Annotated in this window: 16 protein-coding genes and 2 pseudogenes; 15 read left to right on the forward strand and 3 right to left on the reverse strand. The window is 58.1% G+C overall.

Going from position 1 to position 14,868, the window contains the following annotated elements:
• A pseudogene (locus ACODSZ_RS09385) lies at positions 1-1,619 on the forward strand (hypothetical protein); the annotation flags it as partial.
• Between the two features lie 3 nt (positions 1,620-1,622).
• Positions 1,623-1,958, forward strand: coding sequence for a DUF596 domain-containing protein (locus ACODSZ_RS09390; protein ID WP_488927466.1), 336 nt, complete (start codon positions 1,623-1,625; stop codon positions 1,956-1,958).
• A gap of 67 nt (positions 1,959-2,025) precedes the next feature.
• Here the strand turns inward: ACODSZ_RS09390 and ACODSZ_RS09395 are convergent.
• A protein-coding gene (locus ACODSZ_RS09395) for an IS3 family transposase (protein ID WP_488927467.1) occupies positions 2,026-3,200 on the reverse strand; the annotation gives its coding sequence in 2 pieces (ribosomal slippage) (positions 2,026-2,915 and positions 2,915-3,200; 1,176 coding nt in all).
• Positions 3,201-3,317: 117 nt separating this feature from the next.
• Here ACODSZ_RS09395 and ACODSZ_RS09400 point away from each other — a divergent pair.
• From ACODSZ_RS09400 to ACODSZ_RS09435, 8 genes and pseudogenes are all read left to right on the forward strand, one after another.
• Entirely contained in the window at positions 3,318-3,719 is a 402-nt protein-coding gene (locus ACODSZ_RS09400; RefSeq protein ID WP_081486031.1) for a hypothetical protein, read from the forward strand.
• 105 nt (positions 3,720-3,824) lie between these two features.
• The gene (locus ACODSZ_RS09405) at positions 3,825-4,073 is read left to right on the forward strand and encodes a MafI family immunity protein (protein ID WP_488927468.1); all 249 of its coding nucleotides are present in this window, start codon (positions 3,825-3,827) and stop codon (positions 4,071-4,073) included.
• Between the two features lie 45 nt (positions 4,074-4,118).
• Positions 4,119-4,364, forward strand: coding sequence for a DUF4258 domain-containing protein (locus ACODSZ_RS09410; RefSeq protein ID WP_157174198.1), 246 nt, complete (start codon positions 4,119-4,121; stop codon positions 4,362-4,364).
• Positions 4,361-4,624 carry a hypothetical protein gene (locus ACODSZ_RS09415; protein WP_081486032.1) on the forward strand — a complete coding sequence of 88 codons (264 nt, stop codon included), beginning with the start codon at positions 4,361-4,363 and terminating at the stop codon, positions 4,622-4,624. Before ACODSZ_RS09410 ends, ACODSZ_RS09415 begins: the two co-directional genes overlap by 4 nt.
• Before the next feature lie 11 nt (positions 4,625-4,635).
• A pseudogene (locus ACODSZ_RS09420) lies at positions 4,636-4,710 on the forward strand (hypothetical protein); the annotation flags it as partial.
• Positions 4,711-4,828: 118 nt separating this feature from the next.
• Positions 4,829-4,933 carry a hemagglutinin repeat-containing protein gene (locus ACODSZ_RS09425; protein ID WP_488927469.1) on the forward strand — a complete coding sequence of 35 codons (105 nt, stop codon included), beginning with the start codon at positions 4,829-4,831 and terminating at the stop codon, positions 4,931-4,933.
• The gene (locus ACODSZ_RS09430; protein ID WP_488927470.1) at positions 4,923-5,204 is read left to right on the forward strand and encodes a YrhB domain-containing protein; all 282 of its coding nucleotides are present in this window, start codon (positions 4,923-4,925) and stop codon (positions 5,202-5,204) included. Before ACODSZ_RS09425 ends, ACODSZ_RS09430 begins: the two co-directional genes overlap by 11 nt.
• Positions 5,205-5,327: 123 nt before the next feature.
• The gene (locus ACODSZ_RS09435; protein ID WP_488927471.1) at positions 5,328-6,245 is read left to right on the forward strand and encodes an SMP-30/gluconolactonase/LRE family protein; all 918 of its coding nucleotides are present in this window, start codon (positions 5,328-5,330) and stop codon (positions 6,243-6,245) included.
• Between the two features lie 24 nt (positions 6,246-6,269).
• Here ACODSZ_RS09435 and ACODSZ_RS09440 read toward each other — a convergent pair whose 3' ends face one another.
• On the reverse strand, positions 6,270-7,160 hold the full coding sequence (locus ACODSZ_RS09440) for a DMT family transporter (protein ID WP_008327514.1): 891 nt from the start codon (positions 7,158-7,160) through the stop codon (positions 6,270-6,272).
• A gap of 170 nt (positions 7,161-7,330) precedes the next feature.
• Here ACODSZ_RS09440 and ACODSZ_RS09445 point away from each other — a divergent pair, with 170 nt between their 5' ends.
• Positions 7,331-8,146 (forward strand): AraC family transcriptional regulator, encoded by an 816-nt coding sequence (locus tag ACODSZ_RS09445; RefSeq protein WP_488927472.1) that lies wholly within the window; start codon positions 7,331-7,333, stop codon positions 8,144-8,146.
• A 158-nt stretch (positions 8,147-8,304) separates the two neighbouring features.
• A complete protein-coding gene (locus ACODSZ_RS09450) occupies positions 8,305-9,945 on the forward strand; it encodes a methyl-accepting chemotaxis protein (protein ID WP_175343198.1) in 1,641 nt (546 codons plus the stop codon).
• Between the two features lie 93 nt (positions 9,946-10,038).
• On the opposite strand, the gene ACODSZ_RS09455 is transcribed toward ACODSZ_RS09450, so the two are convergent.
• Positions 10,039-11,340, reverse strand: a complete 1,302-nt coding sequence (locus ACODSZ_RS09455; protein ID WP_488927473.1) for a D-amino acid dehydrogenase — start codon at positions 11,338-11,340, stop codon at positions 10,039-10,041.
• Between the two features lie 151 nt (positions 11,341-11,491).
• Between ACODSZ_RS09455 and ACODSZ_RS09460 the strand changes: the two genes are divergently transcribed.
• The 3 genes from ACODSZ_RS09460 to ACODSZ_RS09470 all read left to right on the forward strand — a co-directional run bounded on the left by ACODSZ_RS09460 (position 11,492) and on the right by ACODSZ_RS09470 (position 14,840).
• On the forward strand, positions 11,492-11,980 hold the full coding sequence (locus ACODSZ_RS09460) for an Lrp/AsnC ligand binding domain-containing protein (RefSeq protein WP_034350541.1): 489 nt from the start codon (positions 11,492-11,494) through the stop codon (positions 11,978-11,980).
• A gap of 236 nt (positions 11,981-12,216) precedes the next feature.
• Positions 12,217-14,544, forward strand: coding sequence for an FdhF/YdeP family oxidoreductase (locus ACODSZ_RS09465; protein ID WP_299537916.1), 2,328 nt, complete (start codon positions 12,217-12,219; stop codon positions 14,542-14,544).
• An 11-nt stretch (positions 14,545-14,555) separates the two neighbouring features.
• The gene (locus ACODSZ_RS09470) at positions 14,556-14,840 is read left to right on the forward strand and encodes a helix-turn-helix domain-containing protein (protein WP_008327525.1); all 285 of its coding nucleotides are present in this window, start codon (positions 14,556-14,558) and stop codon (positions 14,838-14,840) included.
• Positions 14,841-14,868: the final 28 nt, after the last annotated feature.

The following is a 14,868-nucleotide window of genomic DNA, read 5'->3' on the forward strand; positions in this document are numbered from 1 at the left end:
TACGTGAGGATGTGGAGGCGCAGGCGAAGATTACGCAGGCGTTTGGGCAGCAGGCTTCCAAGTTGATCGGGGACTATGCTGAGCAACAGCAAAAAAAGGCTGCTGACTTGCGTACGCAGGCAAATGCAGCAACCGACCCGGCGGCGGCAAAGGAACTCAATGATCAGGCCAGCGCGCTTGAAAGCAATTGGGGGCCGAATGGGACGATGCGGGTTCTGGCTCACACGATTGTGGGTGGACTGACGGGAGGTCTTGCCGGCGCGGCTGGCGCAGCAGCGGGAACCTTGACGGCGCCGAATGTGGCATCAGCCTTGGATAAGGCGGGTGTTGATCCTGAGCTGGCGAAGGCACTGACGGGATTGTCGAGTACCTTGGTGGGAGCGGTTGTTGGTGGGACTGCGGGTGGGGCGGCGGCTTACAACGAAGTCGTAAATAATTTCCTCGGTCACGCTGACAGAGAGAGGTTGAACAAGCTGCGAGAGAAGGCGCAGAGCAAGGAGCGGCTGACGAATGACGAAGCGCTACAGCTCGTCTTCTTGGAGGTCAGTGACCAGATCAGTGATGGTCTGCTCAACAAATACCGCTCAGGACAACCACTGACCAAGTTCGAGCAACAAAACTTGGCGATCTATTTGGGCGGATATTCTCAGCAGAATGGAAAAGAGGCTACCCAGCAGCTAATTCAGAATGGTAGTGAGCCTTCATATACCTTCCCTTATGCTGGATCAAGTTCGGATCGTGGCGACTATGCGGGCAAGAACTTCAAGTGGTTGGACTATTTTTACCGCGATCCCGGTACGAACGAATCCATCTTCAATGACGCGAGGGCGAAGGCGGGGATTTATCCGAACGTAACACCTTATGAGAGTCTGACGCCAGTCGGCATGCAGTGGTCGCGTTTCTTCTCGGTTGTGGATTCGATAGCCAATAGCTCGTTGGCGACTGGTACTTATCTTGGAGCTACGCTGGCAGATGCTAGTGCGGATACCCGGGATGGATTAACCATCGCAATGGGCCAGTTGGCGCAGATTGGGGCGTCGTTCATGTTGCCGAAGGCGGGGATTTCTCCCGCATTTGGAAAAACGTCTGCGGATATTGAAAATCCCAGAAGTGAGCCGAAAATCTCAAAGGTAGATGAGGAGATTGATTCGCTCCGAAATATTGCAGCTAGACCTAACGGCCCCAATTTAAATGATAAAGAGCCGGGTACGATACTGGTGCAGCAGCAACAAAAGCGCCTTGATGAGGTGGCGGATCTTTTCAACAAGTCGACCACCAATAATGCGATTACCATTAATGGGGTAAAAGTCGAAGCAACTCCGATGGGAACTGAGGGCGGAAGTAACTTAAGCGGGTCTACAAAGGTACTTGAATCGCAAAATCTGACGGATCAACAGATTCTCGGTTATGCACAACAACTGGCTGGGAAGTCACCCCTAGAGCAGAAAACTCCGAGTGTTTGGGTCGCAGATCTTGGAGGAGGTCAAACAGTTACATTGCGTTCAGTATCTAGCTCTCAAGGGGCGACAGGGGCTAGATGGACGATTGACTTACGCGGTTCTCCGCAGTTGCAGAATATAAATTCTTCTATTAAACAATTTGAACTGAAATTTAGGTGAGACATGTTATCGAATGAGAGATACCAATTTATCCTTGAGCGCGTCAAAGGCATGGCGCTTGATGCAGTTTGGCTTTATTTGGAAGACGACAGTCAATCATACGAAGAAAGGAAAGAAAAATTCTTGTGGATGCTGAAAAAAATGGTTGATGAACGTCTCATCGCATTAGCGAAAGACGGGATATTGATTCGTGATTCTATCGAAGACATCCTTGAGCAATTCCGTATGGCGTTTCCCGCTTATGACGGTGACCTAAATAATGGTGTCTGGTTTTTCACCACGTCATGTCCTTGCGGAATCGGGTGGTTGTTGCAAGATGGCTCGATTGATTGGGCTTAAAGTCTCGCGTTACATCGAATGCCAAGTTCAGCAGTGAGGTGTACTGTCAATAACGGACACTCTTGTTTTATGCGGCCCGCAGTTTTCTGTTGAATTGTTCAGCAAACCGAGCGGGGGCGATGTTGCCAAGACGAGAGTGACGCCGCTGGCGGTTATAAAAAATTTCGATGTATTCCTGAATCGACGCCTCGGCCTGCGCACGCGTTGTGTAACGTTGGTGATGAATCAGTTCGTTTTTCAATCTGCCCCAGAAGCTCTCCATCGGCGCATTGTCGTAGCAGTTCCCTTTGCGCGACATCGATGCTCGCATGCCAAACTGCTCCAGCAAACGACCATAGGCATGGGCGCAATACTGACTGCCACGGTCCGAGTGATGAATCAGGCCATGTGCCGGGCGTTTGTGCTGCACGGCTTTCCACAGTGCCTTCATGGTCAATTCCTGCGTCATCCTCTCACTCATGGCGTACCCCACCAGCTCACACGTGAAGACGTCCTTCACGCCCGCCAGGTACAACCAGCCTTCGCCAGTGGGCACGTACGTTATGTCTGTCACCCATACCTCATTGGGTGCCGTTGGCACGAATTGCTGGTCGAGCAGGTTGGCTGCAACCGGCAGGTTGTGATTCGAGTTGGTCGTGGCACGGAACTTCCTCCGCTGTTTGCAGCGCAGACCGAGCTCACGGCGCAGCCGCGCAATACGGTCACGACCGGCGACAAAGCCTTGCTCGCGCAGTTCTGGCTGAATACGGCGGGTACCATAGGTCTCGCGGCTTTGACGATGCACGGCCTGAATGGCCACCTTCAACGCGGCGTCCTCCTGTGCGCGTGGCGATGGCTCTCCTTTGAGCCATGCGTAGAAGCCGCTACGCGAAACCTCAAACGCCAGGCACAGCCGCTCCACCGGATATTCGGGCCGCATCGATTTCATTTGCGCGTACCGGGCAGCGACTCCCGTGCAAAGTACGCGGTGGCTTTTTTTAATATTTCCACCTCGACATTCGCATTGGCCAGCTCCTTGCGCAGTCGCGCCACCTCGGCCTCTAACTCGCTGACACTTCGTCCGCCAGGAGCTGCAGCGGCACCGTCACCTCGCTTGGCAGCGCTCACCCAGTTCGCCAATGTCCCTTTGGATAGCGCCAGGCTTGCCCCAGCGGCCTCTAGCGTCATCCCTTGCTCCAGCACCAGCTTGACGGCCTCGGTACGGAACTCCCTTGTGTATCTGCGTTTCTCTGATTTGCTCATTGCTTACTCCTGTTGTTCAAGTTCAACAAACAGGAGTGTCCGGAAATTTCAGGCTACCTCACTGGCCTTGCCGCAGGCAACTAATCCTGAAATCAAATTTTTAAGAGATTCGAATCCATGAAGAAGATCGCACATTTAGATGAAATTATTAACAGTTCTTTTGGGATGTGGATTTCCAGTTTGTTTGGTGCGATAAGTGGATGGAATCCAGAAATCGCATTTGCCGAACAAAAGGAAATATTTTTCTTTCTTCTTGAGTACATGCTAAAAAACGGAAGAATTAAGTTTATTGCTCCCGGTGCAGATTGCTATGTTTCGTCTACTAATCCTAATCCACGTTTTACCATTTATGACATTGATGCTCAGTGGAACGCGCCTGCAGGCGAAATAGTTAATTACTTTCGTGAACGGTGGCCGAAAGATGCAAAAAATGAGGACGATCCTAATTTGACTATTTATTTTTATGAAATGCCAGGCGTTATATGGGTAAATGACTCTGGGGAATTGGTAGCGCCGTAAGCAAGAAAAAATCACCTGTGAGCCGACGACAGGGAAAGTAGTAACAGCTTTCCCTGACTCTAATCCAGTTCCACCATCTTTAAAGCTTATTAAATAGGAAAAAATATGTTTTCAGAAAAAATCAAGGATTTTGCGTGTCGTATCTCAGGAAAGCTGGAAGATGAGCTTCTAGAAGGTGCGTTGAATTACCTGGATCATAATGAGGAAGCTCTTGCAATCGAGATACTTTGTGATCATTTGATTGAGTATGATGTTCCCCTTAATCAAGATGATCTAAGTTTTTTAAAGTCGATATTAATTGCGATGAACTTTAATATTTTGATGCCACCTTTTAAGTATTTTGATTTTTCGTAAAGAGTCGAGGAGGTTAGTGCATCAGTCGGGCGTAGCGGAAGCCCTATGAATGTCGCTCCTGGTACAAATGCTCAGATGGTTGTTGATGGCATCATTTATTCAGGTCATGCACTGGATCAAATGCAAGGCAGAGGAGTCATTCCGTCTGCAGTGAAAAGTGCCATTGAGAATGGAACCGTTTTTCCAACTGGCCCAGGAACTACGGGCTATTTTGATATGACGAGCAATCTTCGCATAATTGTTAATTCAACGAATGGCCGTGTCGTAACGGTGATTCCTGGGAAGCAATGAAAACAGACACATTTGCTATTGAAGTCAAGAGAGTTTTATTGAAGGAATGGGATCCTATTGGCATACAAAACATTCCCGAAGCAGAAAGTGAATACGATGGTTACGTATTAGGTCTTTGTCGTTTACTGAGGGAGTTTCAATCGGTCGAAAAAATATATGAGTATCTTTGCTGGATAGTTATAGAACGAATGGGATTAGAGGTTAATGAAAGTCATACGATGGCGATTGCTAAAATGCTCGTAAATCTTCCAATGGATTAGCATGGATTGATATGAAAGCTAAACTAAAAGAATTTTTTTCGTCAGATATCCATTTACGAAATTACTGGCCGGAAGATGAAAGAAATTTTGGTTTTTGGGCATCAATACTAATTGGCCCTGACGAAGAGGACGGGTCGGAAATATGGCACCAACAGCAACATCACCATTGCGGGCAGCGACATCAACGCCAAGGGCGATCTGGCATTGAGGGCGGACAACGATATCAATCTCATCGCTGCGCAGAACTCGGACGAACAGCATAGTAACCGGTCGTCCTCGTCCTGGGGTGTGGGTATCCATGAATATTGATTTTGCAATGGCTAAAAAAATGGCGCTTGATCATCTTGAGCGTCTTTCCCAAGAACCTGGCGGGGTCCCATATGCAATATTTGAATCTCTTGTTCGAGAAGAAGATGATGGTTGGTATTTTCCATACCAGTCTACGAAGTATATGGTGACAGGAAATTTTGGAGATTCACTTGTAGGTAACTGGCCAATATTTGTAAGTCGTGGGGGGGATTATCTTGGATCCCGTCGGCCGGGAATGCCGCTTTTAAGAAGTGAACGCCCCTTTGCGTAACCCTTATGAACCGTTGACCTTGACGTGAGCTGTGACCTGCCCCAGATTTTTCGGACCGCCAAGAATTGGAAAAGCCCGCGGCCCAACGCCGCTAAAGTGCTACCAACATCAATAGGAGAACACATGCCCCTGCCCGAAACTCCCTTCCTGCATCTCGACGCACGCTTTCGCCGCATGGTCATCGACACCGCTCAGGTCGATTGCCTCTACCGGGGTTGCCGTTGGGCCGAAGGTCCGGTGTGGTTGCCCGCTACCCAGGAACTGATCTGGAGCGACATTCCCAACAACCGCCTGATGCGCTGGTCCGAAGGTGCCGGGGCGGGGGTATTTCGTCAGCCCTCCCACTTCAACAACGGCAATACGCTGGATCGCGAGGGTCGCATCGTCGCTTGCCTGCATGGCGGCCGCGCGGTGGTGCGTACCGAGCATGACGGCAGCATCACGACGCTGGCCTCGCACTGGCAGGGAAAGCGCCTCAACTCGCCCAATGACGTGGTGGTCAAGTCCGATGGTTCGATCTGGTTCACCGATCCGGACTACGGCATCAACAGCGATTACGAAGGCTACCAGGCCCAGAGCGAGATCGGCGCCTGCAACGTCTATCGCATCGATGGATCGAGCGGCGAGATCAGTCTGGTTTCCGGCGACCTGGAGCGTCCCAATGGCCTGGCCTTCTCCACCGATGAAAGCCGGCTCTACATCGCCGACACCGGTCTGACTCACCGTGCGGGCGGGCCACATCACATCCGTGTGTTCGATGTGGTCGATGGCACCACGCTCAAGGGCGGGGAGGTGTTTGCCACCATCGATCCGGGCCTGGCCGACGGTTTCCGGCTGGATGCGCAGGGTAACATCTGGACCTCGGCCGGCGATGGCGTGCATTGCTATGCGCCGGATGGCACCTTGCTGGGCAAGATCCTGATTCCGGAAGTGGTGTCCAATGTGGTCTTCGGCGGAGCGCGCGGCAATCGCCTCTTCATCACCGCCACCACGTCGCTCTACGCGGTGTACCTGGCGGTCAACGGGGCCGTGCGGCCCTGAGCGGCCGCAGCCGCGCCGTCTGCATCACTGGCCCGGTGTGCGCACCGGGCGCGTCTTTTTCATGGTCACGCCCAGTCCGGCGACGATGGCCACGGCACCGGTCATCATCGACACCGACAGCGTCTCGCCCAGGATCCACGCCGAGGCCAGTACGCCAAACAGGGGCGAGAGCGCATTCAACATCAGCGCCTTCACGCCCAGGCGCGCTACCACCCAGTTGAACAGGGCGACACTGACGATGCTCACCAACACGCCGTGATAAGCGCTCTGCAGCAGCAGTGCCGACGTCGGCTTGCTGAAGGTCTGCGTGCCCAGCCACGGCAGCGCCAGCAGCACGCAGAGCAGTGACAGCACTTGCGTGAGCGCCACCGCATCCAGCGGCGCAATCTTCCAGGCGCGATTGAGCATCAGGTAACTCGACCACATCAGCGCCGAGAGCACGAACAGCAGATCGCCCCGCCACGCGCCATCCGGAACCAGTGCGCCGCTGGCGAGGATGCCATTGAGCGCCACCAGTACCAGCCCCGCCAGCAGCAGCGCCACACCCCACAGAGAGATGCGTTCGCGCTGCCCCAGAGCGAAGCGGCTGATCGCCATGCCGAACAAGGGTGTCAAGGCCGGATGGATCAGCGCGCCGTGCGAAGCCGGTGCGTAGTTCACGCCCGCCACCAGCACCAGGCTGAACAAGGGACCTGACAGCAGGAACAACACCAGCCCGCGTCCCCAGCCAACACCGCAGGCATGCCAGAGCCCGCGCCGCCATGCGAAGGGCAGGATCAGCAGGCCGCTGGTGAGAAAGCGCATCAAGGTCGCATCCAGGGGCGTGAGCCCTTGCTGGAAACCATAGCGCGAGATCACGGGCTGCACACCCCAGATCAGCGCGACCAGGATGCCGGAGAGGAGCGGAGCAGGCATGGCGAAATCGTTGAATGAAAACCGTACAGTAGGGTAGGTCGGGTTGACTGACTTTCGTACTTGGGTCAAGAATGTTTGAATTTCCGCCAAACTGCGAGGGGAGCTTCGTGATGGCGGTGTTTCAATGATCGGGCGCTCATCTTCGAATGTACGCCAAGCGAGACCAGACCATGCGCAAGCCTTCTCCCTCCCGTTCCCCGCTGCCCATCGACCGCGTGGATCGTATCGCGCGCCCCGTGGTGGCGGCCGGGGCCGATTATGCGCGCGGTTCGCTGCAGGCCTGGCACAGCCATCGCCGGGCACAGTTGTTGCTGTTCGGACTGGGTGGATTGATGCAGGTGGTGACGCAGGATGGTGCCTGGGTGGTGCCGCCGCAGCACGCGGTGTGGATTCCTTCCGGGCGCGAGCACCAGAGCCGCATGCTCTTGCCGGTGACTACCTGCAGCGCCTTTGTCGAGCCCGAACATGCGCCCCGCGCCGCGCAGACCTGCCAGGTGCTGGAAGTGCACCCGCTGCTGCGCGAGCTGCTGATCGAAGCCACCCGCATCGATCCGCACTACGCACCCCATAGCCGCGAAGAAACCCTGATGCACCTGCTGCTCAAGGAGATCGGCCGGGCCCGCGAGATTCCAATGCACGTGCCGCTGCCGCAGGAGGAGAAGTTGGGGGCGCTGTGCCGGGATTTCATGCGGGCGCCGTCGATTCGCTCGCGTCCGGCCGAGTGGGCGGCGCAACTGCACATGAGCGAGCGCAGCTTCACCCGCAAATTCCTGGCGCAGACCGGGATGGGCTTCCAGCAATGGCGGCTGCGCGCCTGCATCGTCAACGCGATCTCGCGGCTGGCGCTGGGGCATTCGGTGACGGCCATTGCCTATGACCTGGGCTATGAACAGCCGGCGACCTTTTCGACCATGTTCAGGCGCATGACGGGGCAGGTCCCCTCCGCCCACGTGGCGGCCCTGGCGGCGCATGGTGGCAGCCCGTAAGCCGCTTGTTAGGTAAATTCCTTCATATTCTGGCTCACTCTGGTGTAAATTAGACCGACATCGTACAACCTGCCGGACCACCGGTGTGACGATGGCATCCGCGCAGGGGCTGCGGATCAAACAACAACGATAGTTCGCCTTACTCGGGAGGATTCACCATGTCATTTCTGCAATCGCTGCGCGTGTCTGCGCGGCTGGCCTTGCTGTCCGCTTTATTCCTGGTCGCCATGCTGTTCATGGTGAGCTGGAGCATCCTCAGTCTGCGCAGCATCAGCGCCCAGGAGCGCCAGATGTACAAGGAGCAGGTGGCGCCGATGCAGACGCTCAATACCGCCGCTCTGGCTATGGCGATCCACTTCCGGCGCGGTTATTCCTACCTCTATCCGAATGTGGGAGACCCCAATTCCCGCGCCGGTACGCGGGCTTTCAATCAAAAGGCGGAAGCACAGATCCAGGCTGCCTTTGATTATCTGCAGCGGGCTGAAAAGACTCCCGAACTGGAGCCGCTGGTGGCGACCCTGAACCAGGCCTGGCCGGTATATCGTCAGTCGTTCCAGACCTTGATGGAAAAGGCGGACCAGGGCGATACCGCAGGCGCGCTGGCCGAGTTGCAGAAGAATACCGATCCGGCGCACGTCAAGCTGCGCGACGTCTTCCTGAAGATCGTCAAGATCTATGACCAGGCGGTGCAGGACCACATCGATCGTTCGGCTGCAAGCGTCGAACGCACAGCCTGGTATCTGGTGGCCTTGCTGGGCGCGATGGTGGTGCTGGGGCTGGCCTTCGCGGCGCTGATCCAGCGCTCGATCACGCGCCAGCTGGGCGGCGAGCCGCGTTATGCGATGGAAGTGGCGCAGACCATCGCGCAGGGCGATCTGGCCAGTGCGGTGCGCTTGCGTGAGGGGGACCGTCACAGCCTGCTGGCTGCCATGGAAGGCATGCGCTTGCGTCTGTCGCATCTGGTGCAGGAGGTCTACAAAAGCTGCCACGCCATCGATACCGGCGCCTCCGAGATCGCCGACGGCAATCTGAATCTGAGCCAGCGCACCGAAGAACAGGCTTCCAATCTGGAGGAAACGGCGGCGTCCATGGAGCAACTGACCGGCTCGGTCAGGCACAACGCACAGACTGTGGGTCAGGCCGTGCAGCGTGCCGATGCGGTGAGCCATGCCGCCAGCCAGGGCGGCGAAGCGGTGGCGGGCGTGGTGGCGCTGATGGGCGACATCGCCTCCAGTTCGGCGCGCATCAAGGAGATCATCACGGTGATCGATGGCATTGCCTTCCAGACCAATATTCTGGCGCTCAATGCGGCGGTGGAAGCGGCGCGCGCCGGCGAGCAGGGGCGCGGATTTGCCGTGGTGGCGTCGGAGGTGCGCACGCTGGCCCATCGCTCAGCCCAGGCTGCGCGCGAAATCAAGATCCTCATCGAGGAGAGCGTGAGCAAGGTGGACAGCGGTTATGCCAAGGTGCAGGAGGCATCGGAGGCCATCGGAGGTGTGGTGACGCAGGTGCGTCAGGTGGCGGCGCTGGTCGGCGAGATTGGTGTGTCCACTCAGGAGCAGACCCAGGGCATTTCCCAGGTCGGCACCGCCGTGGAGCAACTCGACGATGTGACCCAGCAGAACGCGGCATTGGTGGAGCAATCCGCCGCCGCAGCGGAAAGCCTGAGCGCTCAGGCCAGCAAATTGGTTACGCTGATGCAGTCCTTCAGACTGCCCGGTGAGACGGGCGCGGCAGCACCCGTGATTTCGGCAGCACCCGTGATTTCGGCTGCACCGGCTGCGCTGTCGCTGACCTGACCGTACGCATAAAAAAGGCCGGAGCAATTCACTCCGGCCAACCATTCTGCGAGGGATGCAGAAGAGACTATCGAGGATGGACCCGTTCGCTCATCAGGCGCCTGCCAGGCGCGGTGTCTGCACGTGGCCGCCCGAGGACAGGTAGCGCGCTACCGACAGGTCTTCATGAGCGATGGCGGGGCGGCGGCCCGAGATCAGGTCGGCCAGCAACTGGCCCGAGCCGCAGGACATGGTCCAGCCCAGCGTGCCGTGGCCGGTGTTGATGTACAGGTTCGACACTGGCGTGGCACCGACCACCGGCGTGCCGTCCGGCGTCATCGGGCGCAGCCCGGTCCAGAAGCTGGCTTGCCCGGTATCACCGGCACCGGGGAAGAGGTCGTTGACCACCAGTTCCAGCGTGGCGCGTCGCTTGGCCCTGAGGGCCGTGTCATAGCCGACGATCTCGGCCATGCCGCCCACGCGGATGCGGTCGTCGAAACGGGTAACGGCGATCTTGTAGGTCTCATCAAGAATGGTCGAGACCGGAGCGGCCGAGGCATCGGTGATCGGTACGGTGATCGAGTAACCCTTGAGCGGATACACCGGAATGGCAGGCAGCCCCGGCACCTCGCGCAACATTTGCGGCGAGTAGGAACCGAGGGCCACCACGTAGCTGTCGGCTTGTACCAGTTCCTTGCCGCAGACCACGCCGGCGATCTTGCCACCGGCCATGGTGAGGGCGTCGATGGAGACGCCATAGCGGAACTTCACGCCCAGTTGCTCGGCCATCTGCGCCAGGCGCGTGGTGAAGAGCTGGCAGTCGCCGGTTTCATCGTTGGGCAGGCGCAGGCCGCCGGTGAGCTTGCCGCGGACTTTTTCCAGTGCCGGTTCGGCGCCGCCCAGTTGCTCGGGCGTCAGCAGTTCGAAGGGGACACCGGCTTCCTGCAGCACGGCGATGTCCTTGGCGGCGCCATCGAGTTGCTCCTGCGAGCGGAACAGTTGCAGCGTGCCTTGCTGGCGGCCTTCATAGGGGATGCCGACGTCGGCGCGCAGGTCGCGCAGGCAGTCGCGGCTGTATTCGGCCAGGCGCACCATGCGTTCCTTGTTGACGGCGTAGCTGTCGGCATTGCAGTTGCGCAGCATCTGCCACATCCAGCGCAGTTGATTGAGGGTGCCGTCCGGGCGGATGGCCAGCGGGGCGTGTTCCTGGAACATCCACTTGATGGCCTTGAGCGGAATGCCGGGTGCAGCCCACGGTGAAGCGTAACCGGGGGAAATCTGGCCGGCATTGCCGAAGGAGGTCTCCAGCGCGGGGCCGGGCTGGCGGTCCAGCACGGTCACGTCGTGGCCGGCCCTGGCCAGATACCAGGCGCTGGTGACCCCGATGACACCGCTTCCAAGAATGACGACGCGCATGCTGAACTCCCCGTGTTGATGATGCCGCTGCAATAGGCTGTTGGATTAGAAGATTCAGCTATCATATGGGTGAATAAGCAGTGTTTGTTCGCGTATTTATGGCTGATTTCATGAACGGTTCATGAAAATGGCGCTGAAACGGGAAAATTTCATGAGAACTCAGCAACAGTCCGTCCGCACCCTCGACAAACTCGATCATCGCATCCTGGCGGTGCTGCAAAAGGATGGCCGCATCTCCATGAAGGAACTGGGCGAGCAGGTCGGCCTGTCGGTCACGCCCTGCATCGAACGGGTCAGGCGCATGGAGCGCGATGGCGTCATCAGCGGGTATTACGCGCGCGTCAATCCGGAGTCATTGGGGGCGACCTTGCTGGTGTTCGTGGAAATCACGCTCAACCACAAGTCCGGCAACATGTTCGAACAGTTCCGCCGTGAGGTGCTGCGCATTCCCGAGGTGCAGGAGTGTCACCTGGTCTCGGGCGACTTCGACTACCTCATCAAGGCGCGCATCCGCGGCATGGCCGAATACCGCAAGCTGCTCGGCGACATCCTGCTGCAACTGCCCGGGGCGGCACAGTCCAAGAGCTATGTGGTGATGGAAGAGATCAAGGAAACCCTGGCGCTGCCGCTGGATGATTGAGCCCGGCAGACGCCTGTACAGATTGGCGTACGGATAACAGTACAGTGACCGGACAGTTCCGGTACGCAAAGCAGACACCAGCATCAGTCACTACAGTACAGATAGCCGCCATGTCCTTGCGTGCGCGGCTTGACAGGCACTGTGCTTGAATCCGTCGTGTCTTCCTGTGCATTCCGGTTGGGACGTGTGTGACCTAGACTTCACCTACACTGGACTCCACTCCAACCCGAGACATCATGCCTTCCAAACCAAGAATCGAGCAATACAATCAACCCGCAGGCGGCTGGGGCGCACTGAAATACGTGGCGCTGAACCTGGTCAAGGAACACGTGGCCGACGGCAAGGGCTTGCGTACCCTGTTGTCGCAGAACCAGCCTGACGGCTTTGATTGTCCCGGTTGCGCATGGCCGGACCGCGAACACACCTCCACCTTCGAATTCTGCGAAAACGGCGTCAAGGCCGTGGCCGCCGAAGCCACCAAGAAGCGCGTCACCCCCGAGTTCTTCGAGCAGCACACCGTGACCGAGCTGATGCAGCAATCGGATTACGAGCTGGAAGAACACGGCCGCCTGACCCATCCCATGGTGTACGACGCCGCCACCGACAAGTACAAGAAGATCGACTGGTCCGCCGCCTTCGAACTGATGGCCAAACACCTGAACGCCTTGCCCGATCCGGACATGGCTGACTTCTATGTCTCCGGCCGTGCCAGCAACGAAGCGGCCTTCCTGTTCCAGCTGTTCGTGCGCCAGTACGGTACCAACAATTTCCCCGACTGCTCCAACATGTGTCACGAGCCCACCAGCGTGGGCTTGCCGGGAACGGTCGGCATCGGCAAGGGCACGGTGCTGCTGGAAGACTTCGATCATTGCGACACGCTGCTGCTGTTCGGCCAGAACCCGGCCACCAATCACCCGCGCATGATGGGCGAGCTGCGCCATGCTTCCAAGCGCGGTGCCACCATCGTGGCCATCAACCCCTTGAAGGAACGCGGCCTGGAACGCTTTGCCGATCCGCAGAGCAAGGTCGAGATGCTGACCATGGGCAGCACCCGCATCAGTTCCATGTTCATCCACCCCACGCTGGGGGGCGATCTGGCGCTGATCAAGGGCGTCATCAAGCGCACCATCGAACTGGATGACGCGGCCAAGGTGGCCGGTACCGAGCGCGTCATCGACGTGAAGTTCATCGAGGAACACACGGCCGGCTTCGAGGAATTCGCCGCCCAGGCGCGCGCCGAAAGCTGGGACGACATCGTCGCCGAGTCCGGCGTCTCGCGCGAGGACATCGAGAAACTGGCCCAGGTCTACGTCAAGGGCAAGGCCGTGATCGCCACCTGGGGCATGGGCCTGACCCAGCACAAGTACGCGGTGGCTACCATCCAGCTGCTGTCGAACATGATGATGCTGCGCGGGAACATCGGTCGTCAGGGCGCCGGGCTGTGCCCGGTGCGCGGCCACTCCAACGTGCAGGGTGACCGCACGGTCGGCATCGACGAGAAGCCGACCCCGGCCTTCCTGGATCGTCTGGAACAGGTGTTCGGTTTCAAGGCCCCGCGCCATCACGGCAATGACACCGTGGGTTCGGTCATGGCCATGCTGGAAGGCCGCACCAAGGTCTTCATCGGCCTGGGCGGCAACTTCGCCATGGCCACGCCTGATACCCCGCGCACCTTCGAGGCCATGCGCTCCTGCAACCTGACGGTGCACATCACCACCAAGCTCAACCGCAGCCACCTGGTGCATGGCCGCGATGCGCTGATCCTGCCGACCATGGGCCGCACCGAGATCGACCTGCAAAAGTCCGGTCCGCAAGGCGTGACGGTGGAAGATTCGATGAGCATGGTGCACGTCTCCTACGGCATCAACAAGCCGGCTTCCGAACACCTGATGTCGGAGACGGCCATCGTGGCGCACCTGGCCGAAGCCACCATGAAGTCGCGCAACAATGGTCCCAAGATCGACTGGCTGTGGTACGCCGAGGATTACTCGCGCATCCGCGATGCCATCGAGAAGGTGTATGACGCCTTCAAGGGCTACAACGAACGCATCGCCAATCCGGGCGGCTTCCACCTGGGCGTGGCCTCGCGCGACCGCGTCTGGAAGACCGGCAGCGGCAAGGCCAACTTCATCGTCCATGAGATCCCCAAGGACACGCCCATCCACCGCGCCCGCGCGATCCATGGCGAGAAGCTCTTGACCCTGATGACCACCCGTTCGCACGACCAGTACAACACCACCATCTATGGCATGGACGACCGCTATCGCGGCGTGTTTGGCCAGCGCCGCGTGGTCTTCATCAACCCGGCGGACCTGCAGATGCTGGGTTTGAAGGATGGTGAATGGGTCGACATCACCAGCGTCTGGGATGACGGCGTGGAGCGCCGCGCCGATGGTTTCCTGCTGGTGGAATATGACATTCCGCGCGGTTGTATCGGCAGTTACTATCCCGAGACCAACCCGCTGGTGCCGCTGGAAAGCTTTGCCGACAAGGCGCGTACGCCTACTTCCAAGTCCATTCCGGTGCTGTTGTCGCGTTCGGCGGTACAGCGTTCGGCGGCGTGATGGAGGCGGACATGAGCATCATCGAGATGTCCGCCCCGCAGGATGCGGATTTGCAGGCCCGCGCGCAGCAGATGGGCGTGCCGCCCGAAGTGCTGCTGATCGTCGAAACCCTGCAGGCCGATGCCGAAGAGAAAGAGGGCGGGGCGCTGTCGCTGGCGCGCTTGTCCAAGCGCACGCAATTGCGCATGAGTACCTTGCGGCGGTTTTTGTCGGCGCTGGAAGAGGCTGGTGTGGTGAAGGTCGAGATGAATGAGGATGGGACCGGCAGCGTGAGCTTGCTGGTGTCGCCTCAGTAAATGCGGTTTGCGGTGCACCGATCAGGCG

The sequence above is a fragment of the Herbaspirillum sp. FG34 genome (assembly GCF_057809315.1).